Origin of the sequence: Bacillus sp. FSL H8-0516, assembly GCF_038635285.1 — a bacterium.
Classification (GTDB): domain Bacteria; phylum Bacillota; class Bacilli; order Bacillales; family Bacillaceae; genus Bacillus; species Bacillus safensis.
The window spans coordinates 2,631,835-2,657,260 of record NZ_CP152051.1 but is presented as its reverse complement, the minus strand read 5'-3'; the positions used below and the strand labels follow the sequence as shown (position 1 = coordinate 2,657,260).

Here is a 25,426-nt window from a genome sequence, read left to right as displayed (position 1 = left end):
ATGGTATGATAGCACATAGGTGCAATTTTGTAATTGGACGCTTTTCGCATGTCTGTCAGAACGCTTTTTTATGTAAAATAAGCGGAAACAGGTGTTAGAAATGGGAAAGTTGTCGGATACTAATCATAGTTAATATTGATTAGAATAGGAAGATCGGAAAAAATCTTTATTTGGAGCTGCGATCTGTGATCAGCTAGAGGCAAAAATCACAAGTTGCAAATTGAAATGAGCGTCATATACTGTAAGTCAGATAGACGTTTGTTGGAGGTACAATTATGACTGTTTATCATTTTGTTGGAATAAAAGGGACAGGTATGAGTCCACTGGCCCAAATTCTTCATGATACTGGGTATACTGTCCAAGGATCGGATATCGAAAAACATATCTTTACACAAAAAGCATTAGAAGAACGAAATATTAAAATTCTACCATTTGACCCAGATAATATTCAGCCAGGGATGACGGTCATCGCAGGAAATGCATTCCCTGATACACACCCTGAGATTGAACGTGCCCTTTCTGAAGGGATTCCTGTCATTCGTTACCATAAATTCCTTGGAGAATACATGGATTCATTCACAAACGTTGCGATTACTGGTGCTCATGGAAAAACATCGACAACAGGACTGCTTGCTCACGTCATGCAGGCAGCCAAACCTACTTCGTACTTAATCGGTGATGGATCTGGAATGGGGAAAGAAAACAGCGAGTATTTTGTCTTTGAAGCATGCGAATACCGCAGACACTTCCTCAGCTATCATCCAGATTATGCGATCATGACCAATATTGATTTTGATCACCCTGATTATTTCTCGGATATTGATGACGTGTTTGATGCATTTCAAAACATGGCGCTTCAAGTGAAAAAAGCGATTATTGCCTGTGGTGATGATGAGCATCTGCCAAAGATTCAAGCGAAGGTACCTGTTGTGTACTACGGTTTCAACGAAGAAAATGATTTCCAAGCTCGCAATGTTGTGAAAAATACGGAAGGCACTACATTTGATGTATTTGTACGCAATACGTTTTATGATACCTTCTACATTCCTGCCTACGGAAATCATAATGTCCTCAACTCGTTAGCTGTCATTGCATTATGTCACTATGAATCCATTGATGTAGAGCTTATCAAAGGCGCATTAACGACATTTGGCGGTGTGAAACGACGCTTTAATGAAAAAGTGGTCGGTGAGCAGGTCTTAATTGACGATTATGCACATCATCCAACTGAAATTGAAGTCACGATTGAAGCAGCTCGCCAAAAATATCCGGACCGTGATATTGTAGCTGTCTTCCAGCCGCATACGTTCACACGTACACAGCAATTCTTAAGTGAATTTGCTGACAGTCTAAAGAAAGCCGACTATGTCTACCTTTGTGATATTTTTGGTTCAGCCCGTGAAAACATTGGGAAGCTGAGCATTGAAGATTTACGAGAAAAAATCCCGCAGGCCCAATTAATTGAGGAAGAAGATACATCTGTGCTGAAAACGCACGAAGATGCGATTCTGATCTTTATGGGAGCAGGAGACATTCAGAAATATTTGCGTGCTTATGAAAAAGTCGCTGTATAAATGCTTAAACGAAAAGTGCCGTGTTGAACGGCACTTTTTTATTTTGAATAAAATGTGACAAATGGGCTAATTGTGTCAACATGTGCCGCTTTTTTTCGTTCGCTGTGGACAGGAATTAGCGAATAAGTGTAGAATTATTATTCAATCGGTCATTCTAGGCGATGTTTGAATGATACAACGAGAGGGTAATGAATTGAATATGCCCGCAGCAAAGGAGGTATCAGATGATTATTATTCTATATCTAAGCGTTGCACTGATCGCAATTGCTTTCCTCATTCTTGTCATCTATTTGTCCAAAACATTAAAATCCTTACAGCTGACATTAAAGAATGTTGCATCAACTTTAGAAGGTCTTGAAGGTCAGATGCAAGGCATCACCACAGAGACAGCACAGTTGCTACATAAGACGAATCAGCTTGCTGAAGATATTCAAGACAAATCAGCAAAACTAGGCACAGTTGTGGATGCGGTGCAGGGAATTGGCGGCTCGATCAACCAATTTAATACAAGCATAAAGCAGGCAGCTGGTGCGGTTTCTTCATCCGTTGAAAGAAATCAAGAAAAAGTGACGGATGTGGTTAGCTGGAGTAACGCAGCACTTGAAATTTATAAAAAATGGAAACAGCGTAAACACCAAAAATAAACCATATTCGCATAGGAGGAATAATCATGAGCAAAGACGGAATCAATAGCAAAGACTTTTTGATCGGAACACTTATTGGTGGAATTGTTGGTGCAACAACAGCATTATTTTTAGCACCGAAGTCAGGGAAAGAGCTTCGCGATGATTTGAACACCCAAGCGAATGTTTTAAAAGAAAAAACAGATCGACTCGCAACAGATGCAAAAGAAAGAGGCACTGAATATGTGACGATTGCGAAAGATAAAACGTCTGAATTGTCTCAGCTTGTAGCAGAGCAGTCAAATCAGATTTTAGACAAAGTGAAAGACATAAAAGACCGTGCGGCTGGTAAAGCTAATCATGTGAAAAGTGAAGCAGAAGATGCGGCAGCTGATTTAGCAAGCGAAGCATCAGATGTAGCTGATGAAGCAAAAGTACGAGCACAAGAAGCAAAATCAGAAATTGAAGACGGCATCAAGGATGTCAAAGAAAAAGTAGAACAATCTACTAAAGGCTAACCCTCACTGCTCGAAGTGAAGAAGGAGAACATCATGTCAAAACAACTCATTGAAACAGAAGAACAGTTTGATCAACTAACGAATCAAGATGGGACCTTTGTCTTTTTTAAGCACAGTTTGACATGTCCGATCAGCCAAGCGGCTTTTCAACAGTTTGAAGCATTTGCGTCTGCACATGAAGACGTACCTGCGTATTTCTTACAAATTCAAAACACGAGAGAGCTTTCATCCTATGTGACGGAAAAGTCTGGAGTAAAGCATGAAAGTCCGCAGGCACTCATCTTTAGCGGTGGAAAAGTAAAATGGCATGCTTCTCACTCAAGCATTACAAAAGAAGCGCTTGAACATAATCTGTAAAAGAAAAAAACGTCAGCAGCGGCTGACGTTTTTTTTATAAAAAAGGTTTACTTGAACAAAAAGTATGCTATAATCTTACATACGATACTTTACCGCTTAAAAGCGTTTGGGTAATAAAGAAAATTTTCGTGACAATTCCGAAATCTTTGTTTATAATAAACCCTATCATGCAAGAATGAAAAAATAAAAAGCGAGAGCAGGCAGAGGAAAGGATGACAAAAATGAGCAACAATGAATTAGAAAAATTGAGGCAGCAAGCAGATGAACTAAATCTTCAAATCTTAAAACTGATCAATGACAGAGGAAACATTGTCAAAGAAATTGGAAAAGCGAAAGAAGCGCAAGGTGTCAACCGTTATGATCCTGTCAGAGAGCGCACAATGCTGAACCAAATTCTTGAAGAAAATGATGGGCCATTTGAAAATTCAACGATTCAACATATTTTCAAAGAGATTTTCAAAGCAGGTCTAGAGCTTCAAGAAGATGACCACAGCAAAGCACTTCTTGTTTCTCGTAAGAAAAAACCAGAAAACACAATCGTGAACATCAATGGGGAAGCGATCGGTGATGGAAAACAGCGTTTCATCGTTGGACCATGTGCCGTTGAAAGCTACGAGCAAGTCGCAGAAGTAGCGGCAGCAGCGAAACAGCAGGGATTAAAACTACTTCGCGGTGGCGCATTTAAACCTCGCACAAGTCCATATGATTTCCAAGGACTTGGTGTAGATGGTCTAAAGATTCTAAAGCGTGTAGCGGATGAATACGGTCTTGCTGTCATTAGTGAAATTGTCAATCCTGCTCATATTGAAGAAGCGATTGAGCATATCGATGTCATCCAAATTGGGGCACGTAACATGCAAAACTTCGAACTATTAAAAGAAGCCGGTTCCGTGAAGAAACCAGTTCTTTTAAAACGCGGTCTTGCAGCGACCATTTCAGAATTCATCAATGCAGCTGAATACATCATCGCCCAAGGAAATGATCAAATCATCCTTTGCGAGCGCGGTATCCGCACATACGAAACAGCGACAAGAAATACACTAGATATCTCGGCAGTGCCAATCTTGAAACAAGAGACACATTTACCAGTCTTCGTTGATGTGACGCATTCAACTGGACGTAGAGATCTTCTCCTTCCAACAGCAAAAGCAGCTCTTGCGATTGGAGCAGACGGTGTCATGGCAGAAGTACATCCAGATCCATCTGTTGCTCTATCTGATTCAGCGCAGCAAATGGACATTCCACAATTCGAAAAATGGTTAAATGCGTTAAGACCACTTGTCAACATTCACGCGTAATCATAGATAGAAATAGCCGCCGGATGACTGCCCGGCGGTTTTTTTATGGAAAAAATACCATGAGGATTGGGAATGAAAGGAAGAAAGCACATTGCAAGTCCAAAAAGTGCTTGTTCACAATGTTTTCATTTTTAAAATTCGATAGAATCTGCTAAGATCATTGTCATAGCTGGCGTTCTCGATGATTTTTTATGAAATATGATTCAAATTACAGGTAACAAGCTGATTAAAGTTTGTTTAATTTAGTTATAAAAAGAAAGGGAACGTTTTCATATGACAAAAAAACGTGTATAATTTCATAAAAGAATGTCATTTTGATGTAGATTGAAAAATTATGTGTCTCTTTTCATCGTTTTAATGACAAATAGGATATTATTTTCCTCGTATCTGACATGTCTCTATCCAATTGGTGAATGCTATAGATATGAAGTGTATTTGAAGGAGTGATTTATGTGAATAATGTTACAATATATGATGTAGCAAGAGAAGCAAATGTAAGTATGGCAACGGTATCACGCGTAGTAAATGGTAATCCAAACGTAAAACCAACAACAAGAAAAAAGGTGCTTGAAGCGATTGATCGCCTTGGCTATCGTCCGAATGCAGTGGCACGAGGCCTTGCAAGTAAAAAAACAACGACAGTTGGGGTCATCATCCCTGATATTTCTAGTATCTTCTATTCAGAATTAGCACGCGGTATTGAAGATATCGCCACGATGTATAAATACAACATCATTTTAAGCAACTCAGATCAAAATACGGATAAAGAGCTTCATTTGTTAAATACGATGCTTGGCAAACAAGTAGACGGAATTGTCTTTATGGGCGGAAACATCACAGATGTGCATGTGGAAGAATTTAAGCGCTCTCCTGTACCGATTGTGCTTGCAGCATCTGTTGAAGAACAGGCTCAAACACCATCTGTTAACATCAACTATGAGCAGGCGATTTATGATTCCGTTCAGCTGTTAGTTGAAAAAGGACATAAACGAATTGCGTTTGTTTCTGGTCCAATGTCAGAGCCAATTAATTCCGTGAGAAAGCTTGCAGGTTATAAGCGTGCGCTTGAAGAAGCGGGTATCGCGTTTGACGATGCACTCGTCGCTGAAGGCGATTACTCTTATGATTCTGGAATTGAAGCACTTGCTCATCTGCTTGAGCAGTCTGACAAACCGACAGCTGTTATCGCAGCTACAGATGAAATGGCGCTAGGTGTCATTCACGGAGCACAAGACAGAGGAGTCTCCATTCCTGGAGATTTAGAAGTGATTGGCTTTGATAATACAAGACTTTCTCTCATGGTGCGTCCTCAGCTGACAACAGTTGTTCAGCCGACATATGATATTGGTGCTGTTGCCATGCGACTGCTCACAAAACTGATGAACAAAGAACAAGTGGACGATCAAATTGTTGAGCTTCCGCACAGAATTGAAGAAAGACAATCAACAAAATAAAACAAAAAAAGCAGGCTTACCTTATGAGGGAAAGCCTGCTTTTTTCATGCCTTTTTCTTTTCTCTTCTAACAGGCATAAGTGCTTTTTCTACTGTTTGAGCATTTTTTTCTGTGATTTCTGCTTTTCTTGGGATCGGTGGATATAAATCGTCAGGATCTTTCCATGTAGGTGGAAGGGTAACAGGCGATTGCTTATTCCATGCCTGAATCCAGTCCTGAGGGAGCTCATCTGGCGGTGTAATGCCTTTCATCTCAAGCCAAATGCGGCTCCACGCTCTTGGAACGACGCGCCAAATATCATATCCCCCTCCGCCAACAGCGATCCATTTACCGTCACAATATTGATGCGCAAGCTCATGAGCAAGTCTAGGAATTTCCTCATATATTTTCATGGTGGCAGATAAATGAGTTAACGGATCATAGTAATGTGCATCTGCCCCGTTTTGCGTCAAAATCACATCTGGTTTAAAAAAAGCAGCAATTTCAGTCACTGCTGTTCGGTATGCTTCGAGGAACGATTCATCTTCCGTAAATGCATCTAGCGGAATATTATAGGCGTAGCCATAGCCTTTATCGTGGCCTCTTTCCTGTACTTGTCCGGTTCCAGGGAACAAGTAGCGTCCCGTTTCATGAATGGAGACTGTACATACCTCTGGGTCGTCATAGAAGCTGAACTGGACACCATCGCCGTGATGAGCATCCGTATCAATATATAAAATTCTAGCGCCGTATGTCTTTTGAATATATTGAATCGCCACAGAGCTGTCATTATAAATACAAAAGCCAGATGCTCGCCCTTTGAATCCGTGGTGAAGCCCGCCGCCAAGATTGAGGGCATGCTGTGAATGACCGAGCATCACTTGATCAACCGCTGTTAATGTTCCGCCAACAAGAAGAGATGCCGCCTCATGCATGCCTGCGAACATTGGTGTATCCTCAGTGCCAAGACCGTAGCGTTCACCCTCTGCTGTAGACAGCTTTCCTTCACTTGCCCGCTGCACAGCCTGGATATAATCTGCTGTATGGACGAGCTTTAATTCCTCCAGAGTAGCCATACGCGGTGCGACGATCTCATCCTCTGTTAACGCCTTCATTTTTTGAAGAAGATCATAAGTTAAGTAGACCCGAAGCTGATTGAAGGGATGATCTTGGTTAAATTGGTACGTTTGAAAAGATGGTGAAAAAACAAAGGTCGCTTCCTTCATTTGATCGTCTGCTCCATAGGCCAGAGCACTTTATAGCCTTTTGCGCGAATCAGCTTCGTCACATGATCTGCATGAATGGTTTGAAGGCGGAAGACGAGCACTTTAGATGCCTCATTGGCATGCGGGTACACAAGCACACTCAGCAATTGAATATGCTGCTCCTTTAAAATGGCCGTAATGTCTGCGAGGCCTTCTGTCATCTGCTCGACTTCAACCTCTAAGTGCGACCCAGGCTGATCTGCACCTGTCAGTCTTACAAACGTACGAAGCAGATCTGTTTTTGTGATAATGCCTACAAGTTTGCCGCGTCTCACCACTGGAAGACAGCCAATTCCGTGCTCAAAAAAGACACTTGATATCTCCTCAACGAAATCAAGCGGGTGAGCCGTGATCGTCTCTAATACCATGATCTCTTCTACTGGCCGCTGAATAAAGAGCTTCCTTTTCTCTGTTTCAAAAATACTTGGACTGGCATTTTTAATATCCCGGTCTGTCACCATCCCAATGACAGATCCTTGATCAGATACGATCGGGATATGCCGGATGTGGTGTGCACTCATTTTTTGAATGGCTTCTTCAATCGTATCGGTTTTTCGCAGCGTGATCACATCACGCTCCATAATTTGTTCAATCATCATTGTTTACCAATCCCCTTTGCCAAAAAACGAATTGAACGTTAATACATAAAACGCTGATGGAAGCGAAGACGATCGAAACGCTCGATCGAATCAGGACTCACATGTTTCCCAATTCTGGCCATTAAACAATTGGCTGGATGTGAGCTAATCTCTGGCTCGTCTGTTGCAAACCAGACAAGACCGCCTGCGTTCATCATTTTCTCCATCATTTTGCGGTACTCCCAAACGTTTTTCTTTGTCCCCTTTAAATCCCAATGCCAGTAATATTCAGTTGTAATGATGATGTAATTCTCCATTTGCTCATCCATCATGCTCACATCAAGCAAATGCTTGCCAAGTGAGCATCCTCTAAATGGAGGAGCGACCTCAATCGCGCCAAGCTCAATTAAATTATCCATTTTGCCCTCTGACCAGCGCTCAAGTGGATCAGGATACAAATACGTGACATAGCCTACGACAAGCTCATTCGCTCTTGCAATGATAATACGTCCTTCTGGAAGATCTGCTATTTCAACAAGTGCTTGTTTCTGTTCCTCAGGCGTGCGAAATGCCGTTAGTCCTTCATGAAACGTATAGTTCGCAAGCTCTGATGCAGGTACCGGTCCTTCAATCAGGATGGAACCTGTTTCTCGCTCAATGGTTTTTGAATAATAAGTTTTAGGATGCTCCACGTATCCACCGCCCCTAATTCTAGTGAGTCGTCTCTATTCTATCTTAAATCTTGCAATAATTAAAACGGTTTCATTAGAAGTTTTTTAAAAATTGAGAAAAAAAGTCATCTATACTATAATGGTCATTGTAAACGTATGCAAAGGGGGACTGTTTGATGAAATTGGAAACGCTACCATCAGTAAAAGGGGATTATCATTTAAATGATTATGAGCAGGCATACAAAGATTTTTCATGGGAGGAAGCTAGAAAAAACTTCTCCTGGTATGAAACAGGAAAAATAAATGCAGCCTATGAAGCGATTGACAGACATGCGGACTCGTTTCGTCAGAACAAGGTGGCGCTTCACTACAAAGATTCACAGCGGGATGAAAAGTATACGTTCAGGGATATGAAAATCAACACAAATAAAGCGGGAAATCTATTCAGAGAAAAGGCACATGTAGAAAAAGGGGATCGCGTGTTTATCTTTATGCCAAGATCACCTGAGCTCTATTTTCTTCTGCTTGGTGCAGTTAAAATTGGAGCGATCGTTGGCCCGTTATTTGAGGCATTTATGGAAGGTGCTGTCAAAGACCGTTTAGAGAATAGCGAGGCAAAGGTAATCGTGACAACACCTGATCTGCTCGAGCGAATTCCATTTGCAGAGCTTCCGAAGCTTGAATCTGTCGTCATTGTCGGCGGTGAAAACGAAGACGTCGATGGTGTGCGGACAATTCACTATGAAAAGGCGTTTGAGGAGGCAGCAAAGGAGCTTGAGATTGAATGGATGGATGAAAAAGACGGCTTCCTGCTTCATTACACATCAGGATCTACTGGTACGCCAAAAGGTGTGCTTCATGTCCATGGTGCAATGGTCCAGCAAGGCCAGACTGGTAAATGGGTGCTTGACTTGAAAGAAGATGACGTTTACTGGTGTACAGCTGATCCAGGCTGGGTTACAGGCACAGTGTACGGTATTTTTTCACCGTGGTTAAATGGGGCGACGAATGTGATTTTAGGCGGCCGGTTTAATCCTGATACGTGGTATGAAACCATTGAATCACTCGGTGTAACCGTTTGGTACAGTGCCCCGACCGCCTTTAGAATGCTCATGGGGGCAGGGGATGATCTCATTCAAAAATATGACCTCAGCTCGCTCCGTCATGTTTTAAGTGTGGGAGAGCCGCTTAATCCAGAAGTCATCCGCTGGGGAGATGCTGTTTTTGGCAAGCGAATTCACGACACTTGGTGGATGACAGAAACCGGTGCCCAGCTGATTTGTAATTATCCATGCATGGACATCAAGCCAGGCTCGATGGGAAAACCAATTCCAGGCGTAGAAGCGGCAATTGTCGATAATGCAGGAAATGAACTTCCGCCATACCGGATGGGCAACCTTGCGATTAAAAAAGGCTGGCCTTCTATGATGCATACGATCTGGAACAATCCTGAAAAATATGAATCTTACTTTATGCCGGGAGATTGGTATGTTTCAGGAGATTCAGCTTATATGGATGAAGACGGATACTTTTGGTTCCAGGGACGTGTCGATGATGTCATCATGACGTCAGGAGAGCGGGTCGGTCCATTTGAGGTGGAAAGTAAACTGGTCGAACATCCAGCTATTGCGGAGGCTGGTGTCATTGGAAAGCCAGATCCGGTCCGCGGTGAAATTATTAAAGCATTTATAGCGCTTAGAAGCGGATATGAGCCGACAGATGAGCTGAAAGAAGAGATTCGTACGTTTGTGAAAAAAGGACTCGCAGCACATGCGGCACCGCGAGAAATTGAGTTCAAAGACAAACTGCCGAAAACGAGAAGCGGAAAAATTATGAGACGTGTGCTAAAGGCGTGGGAGCTGAATTTACCTGCTGGCGACCTTTCGACAATGGAAGATTAATTTTTTCATCAGTTGACTTGATATCAAAAGTGTGTTAAAAATGACATTAGTTGAATATGAAAAGGTTTTGACTGAGATTCAGTAGAATGATCTTTCCCTGTTGAAGAGAGCTGACGGCTGGTGCGAGTCAGTACAAAGAGATATTCGAATTACCCTCACGAACCGCTTTTACGAAAAGGAGCATGCCCTGATTAGTGAAAGAACGGATCTGTCCGTTATCAGTGTAAGTGAAAAGACGAGATTTTTGTCTTTTAAGCAGGGTGGTACCGCGATATATATCGTCCCTTCGTTCATTCGAAGGGGCGTTTTTTTGTTGAATTGTAAAAAAAGGAGATTTGAAAATGAGTCAATTGATGGAAGAGCTATCGTTCAGAGGATTAATTCAGCAGCAAACAGATGAAGAAGGTTTAACAAAATTATTAGCAGAAGAAAAAATCAAACTATACTCCGGCTTTGATCCGACAGCTGACAGCTTACACATTGGTCATCTATTGCCAATTTTAACATTACGCAGATTCCAAGAAGCAGGTCATCATCCGATTGCTCTTGTTGGCGGCGCAACTGGACTAATCGGCGACCCTAGCTTCAAAAAAGCGGAACGTTCACTAAATCCAGCAGAAATCGTCGAACAGTGGTCAGAAAAAATCAAAGGACAGCTGTCTCAATTTCTTGATTTTGAAGCAGGCGAGAATCCAGCCGTCATCGTGAATAACTACGACTGGATCAGCCAAATGAATGTCATCACGTTCCTTCGTGATATTGGAAAGAACTTCGGTGTAAACTTCATGCTGGCAAAAGATATCGTGAGCTCACGTATCGAAACAGGGATTTCTTACACAGAATTCAGCTACGTCATCCTGCAGTCTTTAGACTTCTTAAACCTTTACAGAAATGAAAATTGTAAGCTTCAAATTGGCGGAAGTGACCAGTGGGGAAATATCACATCTGGACTTGAGCTAATCCGTAAGTCTGAAGCAGAAGGGGCAAAAGCATTTGGTCTGACGATGCCGCTTGTCACAAAAGCAGACGGCACAAAGTTTGGTAAAACAGAAGGCGGCGCCATCTGGTTAGATAAAGAAAAAACGTCTCCATACGAGTTCTACCAATTCTGGATCAACACAGATGACCGTGATGTCGTGAAATACTTAAAATACTTTACGTTCTTATCAAAAGAAGAGATCGCATCGTACGAAGAAAAAGTGCAAACAGCACCTGAAAAGCGTGAAGCACAGCGCCGTCTAGCAGAGGAAGTGACAACACTTGTACATGGCCGTGAATCACTAGAACAGGCTGTTAACATCTCAAATGCGCTATTTAAAGGTGAGATCAAATCTCTTACAGCTGAAGAAGTGAAAGTAGGCTTTAAGGATGTTCCATCAATGGAGAAAAGCAGCACAGAAGAATTAACACTAGTCGATATCCTTGTGGAATCAAAGCTGTCTCCATCAAAGCGTCAAGCACGTGAAGATATCACAAATGGTGCTGTCTCCATTAACGGAGAGAGACAAACAGATAAAGATTATGTTCTTTCCGCTGACGACCGAATTGAAAATCAATTTACTGTTTTAAGAAGAGGGAAAAAGAAATACTTCCTCGTGACGTATAAATAAAGTATGAAACAGTAAGCATCATGGAAAAGCACCTCAAATGTTCGTATACATTGAGGTGTTTTTCTTTTTTATGTAGAAGTAGCTCATTCGTCTGCTTCTTGTTCAAGGTGTGAATCTTTGTTTGTATAAGCATGTTCTACCTTACAAATTCGGGTTGTATAGGATTCATACCAATCTTTTTTCCCCTTTTTTTGAACACGCTGATGTGCTGTATGTGCTTTCCATTCTTTGATGGCTTCTAATGAATCCCAGTAAGAGACAGTGATTCCAACACCATGTTCATCTCGTACACTTTCTATTCCAAGAAATCCATCTAGATCCTTCGCTAATTCTTCCATTTTTTGAGCAGCCGCATCGTATTGTTTCTGTTCGACATTTGTTCGTTTTGATGTGAAAATCACGGCATAATAGGGTGGTGCAGGTGTTTGAGTAAATAGCATCTAGTAGAACCTCCTTAGTCTATTGATATTATATATGAAAGAAAGAAGGTCTCGTAGTCTTTTTGTTTGAATTTAAAAAAGTCCAAGGTGCTTTTTGATTATTTATATTTTTGTAAAATCATCTCATAAACATTACCTTGTTCACTTTTCTGACATATTTTTCTTGTATAAAATAGAGTCGTATAAGATGAATAAGGGGGAATGAAAGTGATGTTTGTTAAGAAAAGGAGTTTGCAAATTCTCATTGCGCTTGCATTGGTGATTGGTTCAATGGCTTTTATCCAGCCGAAAGAGGTGAAGGCGGCTGAGCATAATCCGGTTGTGATGGTACACGGCATGGGCGGTGCCTCTTATAACTTTTTTTCTATTAAAAGTTATTTGGCCACACAAGGCTGGGATCGAAACCAATTATATGCTATCGATTTCATAGACAAAACAGGAAATAATCGCAACAATGGTCCGCGTCTATCCAGATTCGTCAAAGATGTGTTAGACAAAACGGGTGCCAAAAAAGTAGATATTGTGGCTCATAGTATGGGCGGAGCGAACACATTATACTATATTAAGAATCTAGATGGCGGCGATAAAATTGAAAACGTTGTCACAATTGGTGGAGCAAACGGACTCGTTTCAAGCAGAGCATTACCAGGCACAGATCCAAATCAAAAAATTCTTTACACATCTGTCTACAGCTCAGCTGATCTCATCGTCGTCAACAGCCTCTCTCGTTTAATTGGCGCAAGAAACGTTCTGATCCATGGCGTTGGCCATATCGGTCTATTAACCTCAAGTCAAGTGAAAGGCTATATTAAAGAAGGACTGAACGGTGGAGGACAGAATACGAATTAAAAAAACGAAAAGACAGCGGCATATGCTGTCTTTTTTGATGTCAACTGGCATATGGCAGCTAGAGATATTGAAAAGGGTGGCAAAACGATGATACAGAAACAGACCATCGTACATAGCTGAATAAAAACATGTACAAAACGTCCACCATTCCTTACACTACATGTAGTGAACGGGAATTTTTTCGGAGGTGGGCGTTTGTGAAAACGAATCAAAAGGCTTTCATTATTGTCGATGTACAAAAGGCATTCGAGCATGAAAAATGGGGAGAACGCAATAATCTAGAGGCAGAGGAGAATATTAGCCGGCTATTGACGTTTTGGAGAGAGAAGGGCTGGAAAGTGATTCATATTCAGCATACATCCGACAATCCGGACTCTGTATTTCATCCAGCAAATGAAGGGCACCTTTTCAAAGATATGGCTAAACCGCTAGAGGAAGAAACAGTGATACAAAAGAAAGTCAACAGCAGCTTTATAGGGACAAGCTTGGAGGAACAACTAAGGTCAAATCAGATTGACACGGTCGTAATTGCAGGACTCACAACACCTCACTGCGTATCAACAACCACAAGGATGAGCGGAAATCTTGGCTTTGATACGTATCTGATCTCAGATGCAACAGCCGCCTTTGGACTAACAGATCAAAACGGTACATATTTTGACCCAGATACGATCCACCGGCTCTCACTTGCAACCCTGCATGATGAATTTGCGACTGTCATGACAACAGAGCAGCTTATCGCAAAATGGACAACTCCCGAATGAACGTTTGAAAGCTCCTAGAAAGAAATCTAGGAGCTTTTTTTATGCTAAGTATATGTGTCCAACGATTGTTTTCGTTTTTTACGTGAGTAAACGAGATCAATCTCAATAAATAAAAAACTGACAAAGAATGATAAAATCAATACGCCGTCATCCCCTATCGATACATTCATTAAGTTTAAGTAAAGGACATACTTGATAGAGAGATGTAAAACGATCCAAGAACTCACCCATTCCAAAGCATAAGTGAGCCATACAGGAAGTTTAAGGAGATAAGCAAGTCCTTTTCCTATGAATAGAAGAACAGGTGACCAAAAAACGACGATAACACTCACGAACAAAGAGAAAGAGATCAAAGAAAAAAATGAATCATACGTGATGGTTTCTCCAAAAAGAAAATTCACGCCTAAAACAGTGATGTATAGCAATACACTTGGAACCGCGATCACAAAGCAGATAGAAAAAAAGAGCAGGAAGATAAACAGACTTGCAGCAAATCTATTGGGCGGCTCATCTATAATCTGTTTTTTTCTTAGAAGAGAATAGGCAATCACTGATAAGATTAAAAGTAAGAATAGAATGATCGTGATACTATACATGGAACTCCCCCATCTAAGTACTATAGAAGACCACACGACTGATATGTCATCTATCATGATTGTACCAATAGAAAAAAGGCACTTCAACGAAATATTTCCTATATTTGTATATAAAAAATGAGACAGGTTTAGTTGAAGTAAGAATACAGGGGACGGTCGAGGAAAAGAGGTGATTGGAAATAGGAGGTTTCTTCCAATGATCTTATGTACAAATGTACGGCTTACTCAAAGGTGGTCTTGGCTAAATCCCCTTGAAAAGGGGTGACGCCAATGTCAAACTTTTCAAGCATTAAAACCCGAAACAAAAAACCCTAGAAATCCTTGAACAATCAAGGGATCTAGGGTTTGTTTGCTCTCTTAGAGAAGTAATGAAATTAACGAGAGTAGAACTCAACGATTAGTTGTTCGCTGATTTCAGGCGCTAATTCAGAACGCTCTGGAAGACGAGTGAAAGTTCCTTCAAGCTTTTCAGCATCGAAAGAAAGGTATTCAGGAACGAAGTTGTTTACTTCAACTGATTCTTTCACTACTGCAAGGTTTTGAGATTTCTCACGAAGAGCAATCGTTTGACCTGGTTTCACAGAGAAAGATGGGATGTCTACACGGCTTCCATCAACAAGGATGTGACCATGGTTTACTAGCTGACGCGCTTGGCGGCGAGTACGAGCAAGGCCAAGACGGTATACTAGGTTGTCAAGGCGAGTTTCAAGAAGGATCATGAAGTTTTCACCTTGTTTACCAGGAAGTTTAGCAGCTTTGTCATATAGTGTACGGAATTGACGTTCGTTGACACCGTACATGTGACGAAGCTTTTGCTTCTCTTGTAATTGTAAACCGTATTCAGAAAGTTTTTTGCGTTGTCCTGGACCATGTGGGCCTGGAGCGTAAGGGCGTTTTTCAAGTTCCTTACCTGTTCCGCTTAATGAAATGCCTAAACGGCGGGAAATCTTCCAACTTGGACCTGTATAGCGAGCCATAATGTGACTCCTCCTTATTGTTTTTATTTGTGAAAAATAAAAACCGTCTGTTCTTCCTCTTTTTCGTCATTATGTTTTCATGCATCCTCGCTCCAGCAGCAGGGAGTTACAAGATGCACCTTCATAATATAGAAGGAACAAAATGATACAAAAAAGCCGAACAAAAAGGCTGCCATATTTCACACAAACTCTATTATATGACGCTGGGTAGGAGAAGTCAACCTATTTAGAGGCAGAGGTGACGTTCTCCATTATATAAAGAAACATAAAAAAGCAGACAATGTGCCTGCTTTTTCAAAATGATTACGCATCCGTAGAGACAGATAACGCCTGTTGGAGAATGTCTGTAAATTGAATAAGATAGGTCTCATCTACTTCACTGAAGCGGTCTTTCACAGGGCTGTCAATATCGAGTACCCCAATGATCTGTCCATTGACCTTGAGCGGAATGACTATTTCAGATTGCGATGCGGCATCACAGGCAATATGCCCAGGGAATGCATGGACATCAGCGATACGCTGCACTTCACCTGTCGCAAAGGCTGTACCGCAAACACCTTTTCCAGAAGGGATGCGCACACATGCAGGCAGTCCGTTAAATGGTCCAAGCACAAGCTCGCCGCCCTTTGCTAAATAAAACCCTGCCCAATTGACTTCAGGAAGTGAGTGATAGAGTAGCGCAGCTGCATTTGCCAAGTTGGCAATCAGATCAGGTTCACCATCTGTAATGGCTTCTACCTGTTTGACAAGCAATTGATAGTCTTTTGAAGGATCGCCAGACTGTTTTTCGACATGAAACATGAAAATCTCCTACTTTCTATCTTAAAAATACATAACTTGCGTTTCGCATGTGGGATTTGTCGAGCAATTGTAAAAGGAACTTCTGCCTTCATCTTGAAGTATGTACACATGAAGAGGGGTGAGCGGATGAAAACATCAACAACTGTGCAGACAAAAGACCGTATTATGGATGCTGCCATCAGACTTTTTAACCAAAAAGGATTTTCTGGAACCTCTGTCCGTGAGATTGCGAAGGAAGCAAACGTCAACGTTGCCCACATTTCTTATTACTTTCAAGGAAAAGGAGGGCTGCTTGAGCAGCTCGTATCCGATTTTTATGAAGGCTACATTCACATGATTGAATCACATCTCCATCACATGGAAACTCGTCATGCAAAAGAATGTTTACTACATGTGGTTTTTGATATTTTATCTTATCAGCACAAGCACCGTCAATTAACCCGTTTCGTTTATCGGGAGGTGACGATTGATTCGACACTCATCAGAGAAATCATGTCGACATATTTAACAAAAGAAAAATATTTGTTTCAGCTTATCATTGAAAAAGGAAAAAGCACCCATGTCATTTGTGAGCAGCTGTCACTCGCATCCTTTATGATTCAGCTAAAATCACTTCTCATGATGCCATATTTACAGCCGCAATATTTAACAGAGGTGCTTTATTTGAACCCAAGTGAGCCGTATTTCTATCAAATGTACTTTAAGGAGCTGAGCCGCTCGCTTCATCATCTGTTAGAACCAAAAGAGCCGTCACTAGATTCTCATCTAAACCTCATGATGTCCTCGAATTGATCATACGCATATCCGAGATCTTCCGCTTGATGGGCATCAGAGCCGAATATGAGCGGAATTTTTTTCTTTTTGGCAAGGTCAATCATCCATGGATCTAAATAGATACTTCTGGCATATGTTTTACGAAGACCTGATGTATTAAAATCTAAGGACATGCCTTTTTTTGCCGTTTCTTCAAGGCAAAGGGTGACCTTTTGACAAAGTTCAGGTGACATTTCATATGGAAAAAGCTGTTTGAATTTCTGGACAAGGGTGATATGACCGATTCTCTTTGGCTTATATTGGCCTAAAGATGATAGAATAGAGGAATGAATTTGGTCATAGTAGCTTTGGTAGACCTGTTCGATGCTGCCATAGATGCTTATTAGCTGCTGGAAGGCATGCTCGTCAAAATCAAGGCAAATATAATCATCGCCAGCAGGAAGAAAGTGAACAGATAAAATGGCGTCGTCTAGTTCTGGACCGTAGCAGTCTAAAAAGGTTCTTGTTTCCTCTTCATACGCTTTGATATAGTCAACCTCAAGCCCAGTTTTTACTATTAATTGCCCTTTGTATTCTTGTTTCAGCTGAGCCAGTTTTGTTATATACGCTTCAAGGTCTTGGAGCTTCATGGCACTATCCTGCTCAGGTGTTGGATCTTGAAACGATGGAGGCAGCGGGGCATGCTCGGTAAAGGTTATGGAATCAAATCCCTTTTTGATGGCTTTTTCAATATAAGAATGAAAAGGATCAAGCGAGCCGTGCGGGCAAAACGGTGTATGTAGATGTGCATCTTGTTTCAGCATGTCGTCACCTCTTGTCGATTTTTTGAAAAACGTGATGTTTATCAGCGAAAATAATGAAAAATCATGACCAAAAATGCTGGTTACATGGTATCATAATAACAATGAAAACGACAGCTTCCGCATACATAAAAGCAGGTCACATTGATACGTGTGATCAAATGATAGAAAGCGCACAAATACTTTCTTGAAAAAACATACATAAAACCGTGAATGGATGGTATTGGAAAACATACGATCCTGCTTATAAAAAACAAATGCAAAGCGGACACGAAAGGGTTCTCAGGTCTACTCGGGACACTTTTACCCTGACATCACTTAGATCACAACAAGGGGGCTCATTATGGAGTTTATCATCGGTTTAATTGTCATTTTGCTTGCTTTGTTTTCAGTCGGTTATTTCCTGCGAAAAAATATATATAAAGAGATTGACCGATTGGAAGCATGGAAAATTGAAATTTTAAACAGATCAATTGTAGAAGAAATTTCAAAAATCAAACATTTAAAAATGACCGGAGAAACAGAGCAATTTTTTGAAAGATGGCGTGCAGAGTGGGACGATATCGTCACAGCCCATCTTCCAAAGGTAGAGGAGCTATTATATGATGCAGAAGAGTATTCTGATAAATATCGATTCTCCAAAGCCAAGCAGGTTCTTACGCACATTGAGGACTTGCTGAGTGCTGCTGATTCGAACATTGAAGACATTTTAAAAGAGATTGCAGACCTTGTCACAAGCGAGGAACAAAATCGCAAGGACATTGAAAAGGTCAAAGAACAATATCAAACAGTTCGAAAAAATCTGCTTGCGTACAGTCATTTATACGGCACCCTTTATGACAAAATGGAGCAGGACTTAGATGAAGCCTGGGAAGGGATCAAGCAGTACGAGGAAGAGACAGAAAACGGCAACTATATGAAAGCAAGAAAGATTTTGCTTGAGCAAGACCGCAGACTCGATCAGCTTCAGCTGTATATCAATGATGTACCGAAGCTCATTGCAGACTGCAAACAAACTGTACCAGGCCAGCTGACGAAGCTGAAAGACGGATATAAAGAAATGACAGACAAAGGCTACAAGCTCGAGCACATCCAGATCACTAAAGAGCTTGAGAATTTAAACAAACAGCTGACCCGTGCGGAAAAACTGCTGATTGATGAACTCAATCTGGATGAAGCATCAAGCATTCTCCAAATGATTGATGATGCCATTCAGACGCTGTATGATCAGCTGGAAGCGGAAGTAGAAGCAGGTCAGGAAATCAAAAGCAAAATGCCTGAGCTGACAGAAGCGTTTGAAAAGCTAGAGCAGGATCACACCCAAACAAAGGCAGAAACAGCTCTTGTAAAAGAAAGCTACAAACTGACAGCCGGAGAGCTTGATCAACAGAAGGCGTTCGAAAAACGCTTAGAAGAAATTGAAAAGCTCATGAAACAAATTCGCGAGAAGCTTGATCGTGATCATGTCGCATATTCACTATTAATGAATGAAATCAATCAGCTTGAGACCTTTATCGATGATGCAAAAGCATTGCATGATACATTTAAGGATCATCTTCAATCATTAAGAAAAGAAGAGCTACAAGCGAGAGAAACACTGGCTGAGCTCAAAACGATGCTGACAGATACAGTGCGTCAGCTGCAAAAAAGCAATATTCCAGGTGTACCTGCTGACATGAAAGAGCAGGCTGAAAAAGCGCAGGAGATGATTCAGCAAGTGCACGAGCAGCTGGAGAACCTGCCGCTCAACATGCCAGCTGTGAATGGGCAATTAAAAGAAGCCTCTGACACAGTGAGACATGTTGTGAATGAGACGGAAGAAATGCTCACTAAAGTGGATCAAATTGAACGAATCATTCAATATGGCAATCGTTTTAGAAGCCAAAATCATATTCTTTCAGAACAATTAAAAGAAGCAGAGCGAAGATTTTATGCGTACGATTATAATGGTTCATTTGATGTAGCAGCATCAGCTGTTGAAAAAGCATCACCTGGAGCCGTTCAGAAGCTATTAGCTCAGCAAGAAAAAGAATATCAGCATCAATAAAAAAGCTGAAGTCCATAGCTAGGACTTCAGCTTTTTTGTATTATGATGCCTGCTTCTGGCGTTCTTCTGAAGCAGAAGAAGTGAAAAGGGAGATCACGAACCCAATAGCGACTCCAAGTATCGCAGGGACAAGCCAGCCAATGCCAAGGTCATAAAAAGGCAGCACTGTTTGGAAAATGTCTTTTACTGGACCGATTGGAAGCTTTGCTGCTGCTAAGCCGTCAAATAAGCTCACACACCCTGTCAAAATTAACGAGAGGACATATACAGGTCTTCTATGTCCAAACCATTTATCAGCAAGTGATAAAACGATGATCACAATCGCCAGCGGATAAATCGCTGTTAAGACTGGAACAGAGAAAGCAACAATATGAGCAAGTCCAAAGTTAGAAATAATGAAACTAAACAATGTAACAAGTGTCACGACCATTTTATAAGAAAGCTTAGGAAGTAACTTTGAGAAATACTCTCCGCATGATGTGACAAGACCGATACTTGTTGTTAAACAAGCGACTGTGATAGCAGCACCTAACACAATATTTCCTAGACTGCCGAAAAGGAACTGAGAAGACTGTGCTAAAATTTTGCTTCCATCTCCAACGAATCCAATGGCATGTGTACTAGAAGCACCTAGATACGCAAGTGACAGGTAAACGAAGGCTAATCCAGCAGCTGCAATCAAACCTGCTTTGATACAAGCAGAAGCCAGTGCCTTTTTACTTGTCACACCGCGTCCTTTAATGGCGTTGATGACAACGACCCCAAACACAATAGAAGCAAGAGCGTCCATCGTTTTATAGCCCTCTAGAAATCCTTTGAAAAATGACCCGTTGCTGTAAGAGACATCAGGTGTGCCAATGACGCCCATCGGCGTTAGAATGGCTTTGACAATAATAATGAAAATAATTGTAAATTTAATCGGTGTTAACACTTTCCCTACACGATCCACAATCTTCGTTGGATTTAGAGCAAGATAATAAGTAATACCAAAAAAGACAAGTGTGAATACAAGAAGTGAGAGCCAAGCTGGTACACCTGCTAAAAAGGGTAATGCACCAATTTCATATGAAACCGTTCCTGTACGAGGAATAGCGAAAAGCGGCCCGATAGATAAATATAAAATGACGGTAAACGCTGTTCCAAAAGCCGGGTGGGCTTTATCAGCTAATCCTTTCGCATCTCGACCTGTTAAAGCGATCGCAATAATCCCTAGAAGAGGTAAACCGACGCCTGTTAATAAAAATCCGCCCATTGCTTTCCACACATTTTGCCCAGCATATTGTCCAAGTTCTGGTGGATAAATCATGTTACCGGCGCCGAAGAATAGAGCAAACAGCATAAAACCTATGATAATCGTATCTTTCGTCGACAAAGTTGCCTTCATTGCATTTAAAGCCTCCATTGTTATGTTGAAATATTCTGTTAATTACTTGCTAAGTAACCGTTCATCATTAACATTCACTAATTATAAAGGATGTACGCCTGATGTCAACATGTGTTTTCGTACAAAAGTCATGAATTTTTCTATTTTAGTATATGAAGAACAATAAAAAACATCCCCTTCCACAGAAGAAGAGGATGTTTTGGTTCACGATAACTAGGAGGCGAGCTGTTTCGGCGGATTGGTAAACATCGAAATAAGTAAACCAATCACAGCTCCGAGAATAGCTGGTACGATCCAGCCAATCCCTAAATCGTAAAACGGAACGATTGAACCTAAAATCTTAGGGAAGCCCCCTAGATTGACTTCGGCTGCTAATAATCCATCAATGATGGCGAAGAAACCAGTAAAGATGAGAGATACGATATAAATGATTCTTCTACCGTTAATCCAGCGGTCAAGGAATGACAATAAAATAATGACAATGGCCAATGGATAGATGGTCACAAGAACTGGAACAGATAGAGAAATAATTTGTGCCAATCCAAGGTTTGCAACCAGTGTACTAAATAAAGAAACAATTAGAACGACTGTACGGTACGAAAAGCTAGGGAAAAGCTTTGAAAAATATTCCCCACAAGATGAAATAAGTCCAACACTCGTCGTTAAACAAGCAAATAAAATGGCTGCGCCAAGAACAATGTTACCAGCAGAACCGAATAAAAAGTTGGCAGAAAGTGAAAGAAGCTTGCCACCTTCATTGGCTCCAACCATGCCCGTCGCATCAGGGCTTGAAGCACCGACATAAGCAAGTGAAATGTACACGAGTGCCAGTCCAATAGCAGCCACGAATCCTGCTTTAATACAAGCTGCTGCAAGAGATTTACGCTCCGTAATGCCTCTGTCTTTAACGGCTGTTACCACGACGATCCCAAAAACGATAGAAGCAAGAGCATCCATTGTTTTATAGCCTTCTAAAAAGCCAGTGAAGAGCGGGTTTGCTTTATATGTTGCATCAGGAGCACCGATCATTCCCATTGGCGTAGCAATGGCTTTAATGACAATAATGGCAATAACCGTTAATAAGATCGGTGTTAAAATTTTACCAATTCGATCAACCAGCTTTGAAGGATTTAACGCGAGCAGATATGAAATGGCGAAAAACACAACGGTAAAGATGAATAGCGGTACCCATGAAGTAGATTGGGCACTTGACAGGAAAGGAGCTAATCCTATCTCATACGAAACCGTACCTGTTCTCGGAATAGCGAAAAATGGTCCAATGGACAAATACAGAATGACGGTGAAAATGGTGCCAAATTTAGGATGAGCTTTATCAGCAAGGCCTTTTGCACCGGTACCTGTCAGTGCGACTGCAATTACCCCTAGAAGCGGAAGACCTACTCCTGTGAGTAAAAATCCACCAATGGCGAGCCATACATTCTCACCAGCATATTGTCCAAGAACAGGTGGGAAAATCATATTTCCTGCGCCAAAGAATAATGCAAAAAGCATTAGACCAATGGCTAGTGTCTCTTTTATGCTTAAACTATTTTTCAAAATAGTCCCTCCTCAATCTCAATCAGTGTAGTGTGTCAAATTAAAATATTCTGACAATTTAAATGTTTATGTGACAATTGCACTATGGATGATATATTGAAAATGAAAAGTTGTCAACTGCCATTTTCAGAAAATTCTCTGTCTGACTTCATTATGGTAACATATAAATGCATTTATTTTTTAAGCTTTTTGTAAGGAGTTACAATATGATCTATCTTGATAATAGTGCAACAACTAAACCTTATCCAGATGTTTTACAAGTATATCAGCAAGTGAGTGAGCGTTATTTTGGAAATCCATCTTCACTTCATCAGCTCGGGATAGATGCAAGCCGGCTGTTAAATGAAACGAGGAAACAAATGCTTCACTACACGGGCTTGAAACAATATGAGATTATTTTTACTTCTGGTGCAACAGAAGCGAATAACATTGCCATTAAAGGAGCAGCACTTGCCAAAATGAACCGGGGCAAGCATATTGTGACCACAGAAATAGAGCATCCTTCTGTTATTGAATCGTTTGAACAGCTGAAGGCGTTATTTGGCTTTGACATCTCCTATATTCAAGTAAATGAGCATGGCCATGCAGATATGACTCATTTAAAAGAAGTGCTTCGCCCTGATACAGTGCTTGTCAGCATGATGCACGTCAATAACGAAACCGGTGCCATCCAGCCGATTGAAGAAGCCGCTGGCATCATTCGTGAGCATGCCGAAAACGCACTTTTTCATGTCGACGGGGTGCAGGGAATGTGCAAGGTCGCACTCAATAAACAGCTGGATGTAGACCTTTTGACGATGTCAGGCCATAAAATTCATGGATTAAAAGGCACAGGAGCACTCTTTTTAAAGAAAGATGTCACTCTCGCCCCTTTCATTACTGGAGGAGAGCAGGAATTAGGGCTTCGTTCAGGTACTGAAAACCCTGCTGGAGCTGTCAGCTTAGCAAAAGCCATGAAACAATCATTTGAACAGCTTGACAAGTATCATAATGAGATGCTGAACTTAAAAACGCAGCTGCAAAAACAGCTTGGAGAGATAGAAGGTATTGTGATAAATACACCGAGGGCTCAAAGTGCGCCGCACATTGTGAATTTTTCAGTACCGGGTATTCAAATTGAAGTCCTCCTCCATATGCTTGAAAAAGAAGGCATATATGTTTCTACAACCTCTGCCTGCTCAGCCAAGAAAAAAGAGCCAAGCCGTGTACTGCTGGCAATGGGAAAACCAAAGGAAGTAGCCAAAAGCAGTATGAGAATCAGCTTGACGTATGGACAAGGACCAGAGCTTGCAACGCAAATCATCACATCAATCGCACAAAGTGTGAAAAAATTAAAAGGAATGAGATAACAGCATGAAATATGATCATATTTTAGTCCGTTTTGGTGAAATCTCAACAAAAGGGAAGAATAGAAAGAAATTTATTGAAAAACTAAGACAGCACATTCGGTTCGTCTTAAAGGATTTTGAAGCATTAAAACTTGCATCTGATAGAGACCGCATCACGATTATGCTAAACGGAGAAGACCCTGAACCGATTTCAGAACAGCTCAAAAGTGTATTTGGTATTCAGAGCTTTAGTCTTGCGGTTAAATGTGAGACGAATCTAGATGCGATTAAAGAAGCAGCACTAACAGCGGTACAGGAAGTATATGAACAAGGAAATACATTTAAAGTCTCAACGAAACGCTCTTATAAACAATTTGAACTTGATTCAAATGAAATGAACCGCGAAATTGGCGGACATGTTCTAAGGAATACGGAAAACCTAACAGTCAATGTGAAACAGCCGGATGTACATTTACGTATCGAAATCAGAGAGCAAGCAACGTACATTACATTTAAAGATGTCAAAGGTGCAGGCGGCCTGCCGGTCGGTTCTAGCGGAAGAGCGATGCTCATGCTTTCAGGCGGCTTCGACAGCCCAGTTGCCGGCTATCAAGCGATGAAACGCGGAATTGAAATTGAAGCTGTGCATTTCTTTAGCCCGCCGTATACAAGTGAACGTGCCAAACAAAAGGTCATTGATCTTGCAGAATGCCTGGCAGCATATGGAGGCAAAGTGAAGCTTCACATCGTACCTTTTACAAAAATTCAAGAGCTGATTCATAAACAAGTACCTGAAAACTATACGATGACATCAACAAGAAGAATGATGCTGAAAATAGCTGACAAAATAAGAGAAAAGCGCGATGCCCTTGCGATTATTACCGGAGAAAGCCTTGGTCAAGTGGCAAGCCAGACACTTGAAAGCATGTATGCTATTAACCATGTGACCAATACACCAATCATTCGCCCGCTCATTGCTGTCGATAAAAATGACATTATTGATGAAGCGAGACGAATTGGCACATACGATACAAGCATTCAGCCTTTCGAGGATTGCTGTACGATTTTTACGCCGCCGTCTCCTAAAACAAAACCAAAGCTTGAGAAGGTAGAACGCTACGAAAGCTTTGCTGATTTTGAGCCGATGCTGAACGAGGCAGTAGAGCAAATTGAAACAATTATTGTGACAAATGAAAAGAAAGCAGCAGACGAATTCGCTGATTTATTCTAAAACGAAAATTTCATAATAATTACCATAAAATCAATCGCATGAAGTCATGT

The 25,426-nt window shown here is 41.2% G+C and carries 24 protein-coding genes and 1 other annotated feature; of the genes, 14 read left to right on the top strand and 10 right to left on the bottom strand.

What is annotated here, in order from left to right:
• Positions 1–275 precede the first annotated feature (275 nt).
• The 6 genes from murC to ccpA all read left to right on the top strand — a co-directional run bounded on the left by murC (position 276) and on the right by ccpA (position 5,824).
• A complete protein-coding gene (gene murC / locus MHB67_RS13415) occupies positions 276–1,574 on the top strand; it encodes a UDP-N-acetylmuramate--L-alanine ligase (RefSeq protein ID WP_025092288.1) in 1,299 nt (432 codons plus the stop codon).
• Between the two features lie 224 nt (positions 1,575–1,798).
• Positions 1,799–2,218 (top strand): DUF948 domain-containing protein, encoded by a 420-nt coding sequence (locus MHB67_RS13410; RefSeq protein ID WP_012010919.1) that lies wholly within the window; start codon positions 1,799–1,801, stop codon positions 2,216–2,218.
• 26 nt (positions 2,219–2,244) lie between these two features.
• Positions 2,245–2,715 (top strand): YtxH domain-containing protein, encoded by a 471-nt coding sequence (locus MHB67_RS13405; protein ID WP_060697648.1) that lies wholly within the window; start codon positions 2,245–2,247, stop codon positions 2,713–2,715.
• A gap of 33 nt (positions 2,716–2,748) precedes the next feature.
• On the top strand, positions 2,749–3,072 hold the full coding sequence (ytxJ, locus tag MHB67_RS13400; protein WP_024424853.1) for a bacillithiol system redox-active protein YtxJ: 324 nt from the start codon (positions 2,749–2,751) through the stop codon (positions 3,070–3,072).
• Positions 3,073–3,293: 221 nt separating this feature from the next.
• Entirely contained in the window at positions 3,294–4,370 is a 1,077-nt protein-coding gene (locus MHB67_RS13395) for a bifunctional 3-deoxy-7-phosphoheptulonate synthase/chorismate mutase (protein WP_133744311.1), read from the top strand.
• A 452-nt stretch (positions 4,371–4,822) separates the two neighbouring features.
• A complete protein-coding gene (gene ccpA, locus MHB67_RS13390; protein ID WP_248351531.1) occupies positions 4,823–5,824 on the top strand; it encodes a catabolite control protein A in 1,002 nt (333 codons plus the stop codon).
• A gap of 44 nt (positions 5,825–5,868) precedes the next feature.
• On the opposite strand, the gene MHB67_RS13385 is transcribed toward ccpA, so the two are convergent.
• Genes MHB67_RS13385 through MHB67_RS13375 form a run of 3 tightly spaced genes read right to left on the bottom strand, consistent with a single transcriptional unit; the run spans position 5,869 to position 8,338 of the window.
• Positions 5,869–7,029 (bottom strand): acetoin utilization protein AcuC, encoded by a 1,161-nt coding sequence (locus MHB67_RS13385; RefSeq protein ID WP_024424850.1) that lies wholly within the window; start codon positions 7,027–7,029, stop codon positions 5,869–5,871.
• Complete coding sequence (locus tag MHB67_RS13380) at positions 7,026–7,667, bottom strand: CBS and ACT domain-containing protein (RefSeq protein WP_024424849.1); 642 nt, start codon at positions 7,665–7,667, stop codon at positions 7,026–7,028. Before MHB67_RS13380 ends, MHB67_RS13385 begins: the two co-directional genes overlap by 4 nt.
• A gap of 38 nt (positions 7,668–7,705) precedes the next feature.
• A complete protein-coding gene (locus tag MHB67_RS13375) occupies positions 7,706–8,338 on the bottom strand; it encodes a GNAT family N-acetyltransferase (protein WP_024424848.1) in 633 nt (210 codons plus the stop codon).
• A 155-nt stretch (positions 8,339–8,493) separates the two neighbouring features.
• Between MHB67_RS13375 and acsA the strand changes: the two genes are divergently transcribed.
• Together acsA and tyrS are read left to right on the top strand one after the other, a co-directional pair.
• Positions 8,494–10,218: an acetate--CoA ligase gene (acsA, locus tag MHB67_RS13370; RefSeq protein WP_024426174.1), complete on the top strand. Its 1,725-nt coding sequence runs from the start codon at positions 8,494–8,496 to the stop codon at positions 10,216–10,218.
• Positions 10,219–10,276: 58 nt separating this feature from the next.
• Positions 10,277–10,507: a binding site (T-box leader), on the top strand.
• A gap of 52 nt (positions 10,508–10,559) precedes the next feature.
• Positions 10,560–11,828, top strand: coding sequence for a tyrosine--tRNA ligase (gene tyrS, locus MHB67_RS13365; RefSeq protein ID WP_024424846.1), 1,269 nt, complete (start codon positions 10,560–10,562; stop codon positions 11,826–11,828).
• An 83-nt stretch (positions 11,829–11,911) separates the two neighbouring features.
• Here tyrS and MHB67_RS13360 read toward each other — a convergent pair whose 3' ends face one another.
• Entirely contained in the window at positions 11,912–12,268 is a 357-nt protein-coding gene (locus MHB67_RS13360) for an antibiotic biosynthesis monooxygenase (protein WP_122631869.1), read from the bottom strand.
• A 207-nt stretch (positions 12,269–12,475) separates the two neighbouring features.
• Here MHB67_RS13360 and MHB67_RS13355 point away from each other — a divergent pair, with 207 nt between their 5' ends.
• Together MHB67_RS13355 and MHB67_RS13350 are read left to right on the top strand one after the other, a co-directional pair.
• Entirely contained in the window at positions 12,476–13,117 is a 642-nt protein-coding gene (locus MHB67_RS13355) for a triacylglycerol lipase (protein ID WP_212048632.1), read from the top strand.
• Positions 13,118–13,314: 197 nt separating this feature from the next.
• Positions 13,315–13,881 carry a cysteine hydrolase family protein gene (locus tag MHB67_RS13350; RefSeq protein WP_133744310.1) on the top strand — a complete coding sequence of 189 codons (567 nt, stop codon included), beginning with the start codon at positions 13,315–13,317 and terminating at the stop codon, positions 13,879–13,881.
• 44 nt (positions 13,882–13,925) lie between these two features.
• Here the strand turns inward: MHB67_RS13350 and MHB67_RS13345 are convergent, their stop codons facing one another.
• The 3 genes from MHB67_RS13345 to MHB67_RS13335 form a co-directional block, all read right to left on the bottom strand.
• The gene (locus MHB67_RS13345; protein WP_213405007.1) at positions 13,926–14,477 is read right to left on the bottom strand and encodes a hypothetical protein; all 552 of its coding nucleotides are present in this window, start codon (positions 14,475–14,477) and stop codon (positions 13,926–13,928) included.
• A gap of 374 nt (positions 14,478–14,851) precedes the next feature.
• Positions 14,852–15,454 (bottom strand): 30S ribosomal protein S4, encoded by a 603-nt coding sequence (rpsD, locus tag MHB67_RS13340; RefSeq protein ID WP_024424838.1) that lies wholly within the window; start codon positions 15,452–15,454, stop codon positions 14,852–14,854.
• A gap of 303 nt (positions 15,455–15,757) precedes the next feature.
• Positions 15,758–16,255: a GAF domain-containing protein gene (locus MHB67_RS13335; protein WP_024424837.1), complete on the bottom strand. Its 498-nt coding sequence runs from the start codon at positions 16,253–16,255 to the stop codon at positions 15,758–15,760.
• 126 nt (positions 16,256–16,381) lie between these two features.
• Here MHB67_RS13335 and refZ point away from each other — a divergent pair, with 126 nt between their 5' ends.
• Positions 16,382–17,047: a forespore capture DNA-binding protein RefZ gene (gene refZ / locus MHB67_RS13330; RefSeq protein WP_048239102.1), complete on the top strand. Its 666-nt coding sequence runs from the start codon at positions 16,382–16,384 to the stop codon at positions 17,045–17,047.
• Here the strand turns inward: refZ and hisJ are convergent.
• Positions 17,017–17,832 (bottom strand): histidinol-phosphatase HisJ, encoded by an 816-nt coding sequence (hisJ, locus tag MHB67_RS13325; RefSeq protein ID WP_122631872.1) that lies wholly within the window; start codon positions 17,830–17,832, stop codon positions 17,017–17,019. The two genes, refZ and hisJ, sit on opposite strands and share 31 nt — an antisense overlap.
• A gap of 340 nt (positions 17,833–18,172) precedes the next feature.
• Here hisJ and ezrA point away from each other — a divergent pair, with 340 nt between their 5' ends.
• Positions 18,173–19,876 carry a septation ring formation regulator EzrA gene (ezrA, locus tag MHB67_RS13320; RefSeq protein WP_122631873.1) on the top strand — a complete coding sequence of 568 codons (1,704 nt, stop codon included), beginning with the start codon at positions 18,173–18,175 and terminating at the stop codon, positions 19,874–19,876.
• Positions 19,877–19,916: 40 nt separating this feature from the next.
• Here the strand turns inward: ezrA and brnQ (MHB67_RS13315) are convergent, their stop codons facing one another.
• Positions 19,917–21,260, bottom strand: a complete 1,344-nt coding sequence (gene brnQ / locus MHB67_RS13315) for a branched-chain amino acid transport system II carrier protein (protein ID WP_342492562.1) — start codon at positions 21,258–21,260, stop codon at positions 19,917–19,919.
• A gap of 213 nt (positions 21,261–21,473) precedes the next feature.
• Complete coding sequence (gene brnQ / locus MHB67_RS13310) at positions 21,474–22,817, bottom strand: branched-chain amino acid transport system II carrier protein (protein ID WP_342492561.1); 1,344 nt, start codon at positions 22,815–22,817, stop codon at positions 21,474–21,476.
• Positions 22,818–23,023: 206 nt separating this feature from the next.
• Here brnQ (MHB67_RS13310) and MHB67_RS13305 point away from each other — a divergent pair, with 206 nt between their 5' ends.
• Together MHB67_RS13305 and thiI are read left to right on the top strand one after the other, a co-directional pair.
• Positions 23,024–24,166 carry a cysteine desulfurase family protein gene (locus MHB67_RS13305; protein WP_073206994.1) on the top strand — a complete coding sequence of 381 codons (1,143 nt, stop codon included), beginning with the start codon at positions 23,024–23,026 and terminating at the stop codon, positions 24,164–24,166.
• Between the two features lie 4 nt (positions 24,167–24,170).
• The gene (gene thiI, locus MHB67_RS13300) at positions 24,171–25,376 is read left to right on the top strand and encodes a tRNA uracil 4-sulfurtransferase ThiI (protein WP_073206991.1); all 1,206 of its coding nucleotides are present in this window, start codon (positions 24,171–24,173) and stop codon (positions 25,374–25,376) included.
• Positions 25,377–25,426 lie beyond the last annotated feature (50 nt).

What these genes read in the sequence shown, in the direction of transcription:
- murC (WP_025092288.1), top strand. Translation starts at nt 276, where the DNA reads ATGACTGTTTATCATTTTGTTGGAATAAAAGGGACAGGTATGAGTCCA.
- MHB67_RS13410 (WP_012010919.1), top strand. Translation starts at nt 1,799, where the DNA reads ATGATTATTATTCTATATCTAAGCGTTGCACTGATCGCAATTGCTTTC.
- MHB67_RS13405 (WP_060697648.1), top strand. Translation starts at nt 2,245, where the DNA reads ATGAGCAAAGACGGAATCAATAGCAAAGACTTTTTGATCGGAACACTT.
- ytxJ (WP_024424853.1), top strand. Translation starts at nt 2,749, where the DNA reads ATGTCAAAACAACTCATTGAAACAGAAGAACAGTTTGATCAACTAACG.
- MHB67_RS13395 (WP_133744311.1), top strand. Translation starts at nt 3,294, where the DNA reads ATGAGCAACAATGAATTAGAAAAATTGAGGCAGCAAGCAGATGAACTA.
- MHB67_RS13385 (WP_024424850.1), bottom strand. Translation starts at nt 7,029, where the DNA reads ATGAAGGAAGCGACCTTTGTTTTTTCACCATCTTTTCAAACGTACCAA.
- MHB67_RS13380 (WP_024424849.1), bottom strand. Translation starts at nt 7,667, where the DNA reads ATGATGATTGAACAAATTATGGAGCGTGATGTGATCACGCTGCGAAAA.
- acsA (WP_024426174.1), top strand. Translation starts at nt 8,494, where the DNA reads ATGAAATTGGAAACGCTACCATCAGTAAAAGGGGATTATCATTTAAAT.
- tyrS (WP_024424846.1), top strand. Translation starts at nt 10,560, where the DNA reads ATGAGTCAATTGATGGAAGAGCTATCGTTCAGAGGATTAATTCAGCAG.
- MHB67_RS13360 (WP_122631869.1), bottom strand. Translation starts at nt 12,268, where the DNA reads ATGCTATTTACTCAAACACCTGCACCACCCTATTATGCCGTGATTTTC.
- MHB67_RS13345 (WP_213405007.1), bottom strand. Translation starts at nt 14,477, where the DNA reads ATGTATAGTATCACGATCATTCTATTCTTACTTTTAATCTTATCAGTG.
- rpsD (WP_024424838.1), bottom strand. Translation starts at nt 15,454, where the DNA reads ATGGCTCGCTATACAGGTCCAAGTTGGAAGATTTCCCGCCGTTTAGGC.
- MHB67_RS13335 (WP_024424837.1), bottom strand. Translation starts at nt 16,255, where the DNA reads ATGTTTCATGTCGAAAAACAGTCTGGCGATCCTTCAAAAGACTATCAA.
- refZ (WP_048239102.1), top strand. Translation starts at nt 16,382, where the DNA reads ATGAAAACATCAACAACTGTGCAGACAAAAGACCGTATTATGGATGCT.
- hisJ (WP_122631872.1), bottom strand. Translation starts at nt 17,832, where the DNA reads ATGCTGAAACAAGATGCACATCTACATACACCGTTTTGCCCGCACGGC.
- ezrA (WP_122631873.1), top strand. Translation starts at nt 18,173, where the DNA reads ATGGAGTTTATCATCGGTTTAATTGTCATTTTGCTTGCTTTGTTTTCA.
- brnQ (WP_342492562.1), bottom strand. Translation starts at nt 21,260, where the DNA reads ATGAAGGCAACTTTGTCGACGAAAGATACGATTATCATAGGTTTTATG.
- MHB67_RS13305 (WP_073206994.1), top strand. Translation starts at nt 23,024, where the DNA reads ATGATCTATCTTGATAATAGTGCAACAACTAAACCTTATCCAGATGTT.
- thiI (WP_073206991.1), top strand. Translation starts at nt 24,171, where the DNA reads ATGAAATATGATCATATTTTAGTCCGTTTTGGTGAAATCTCAACAAAA.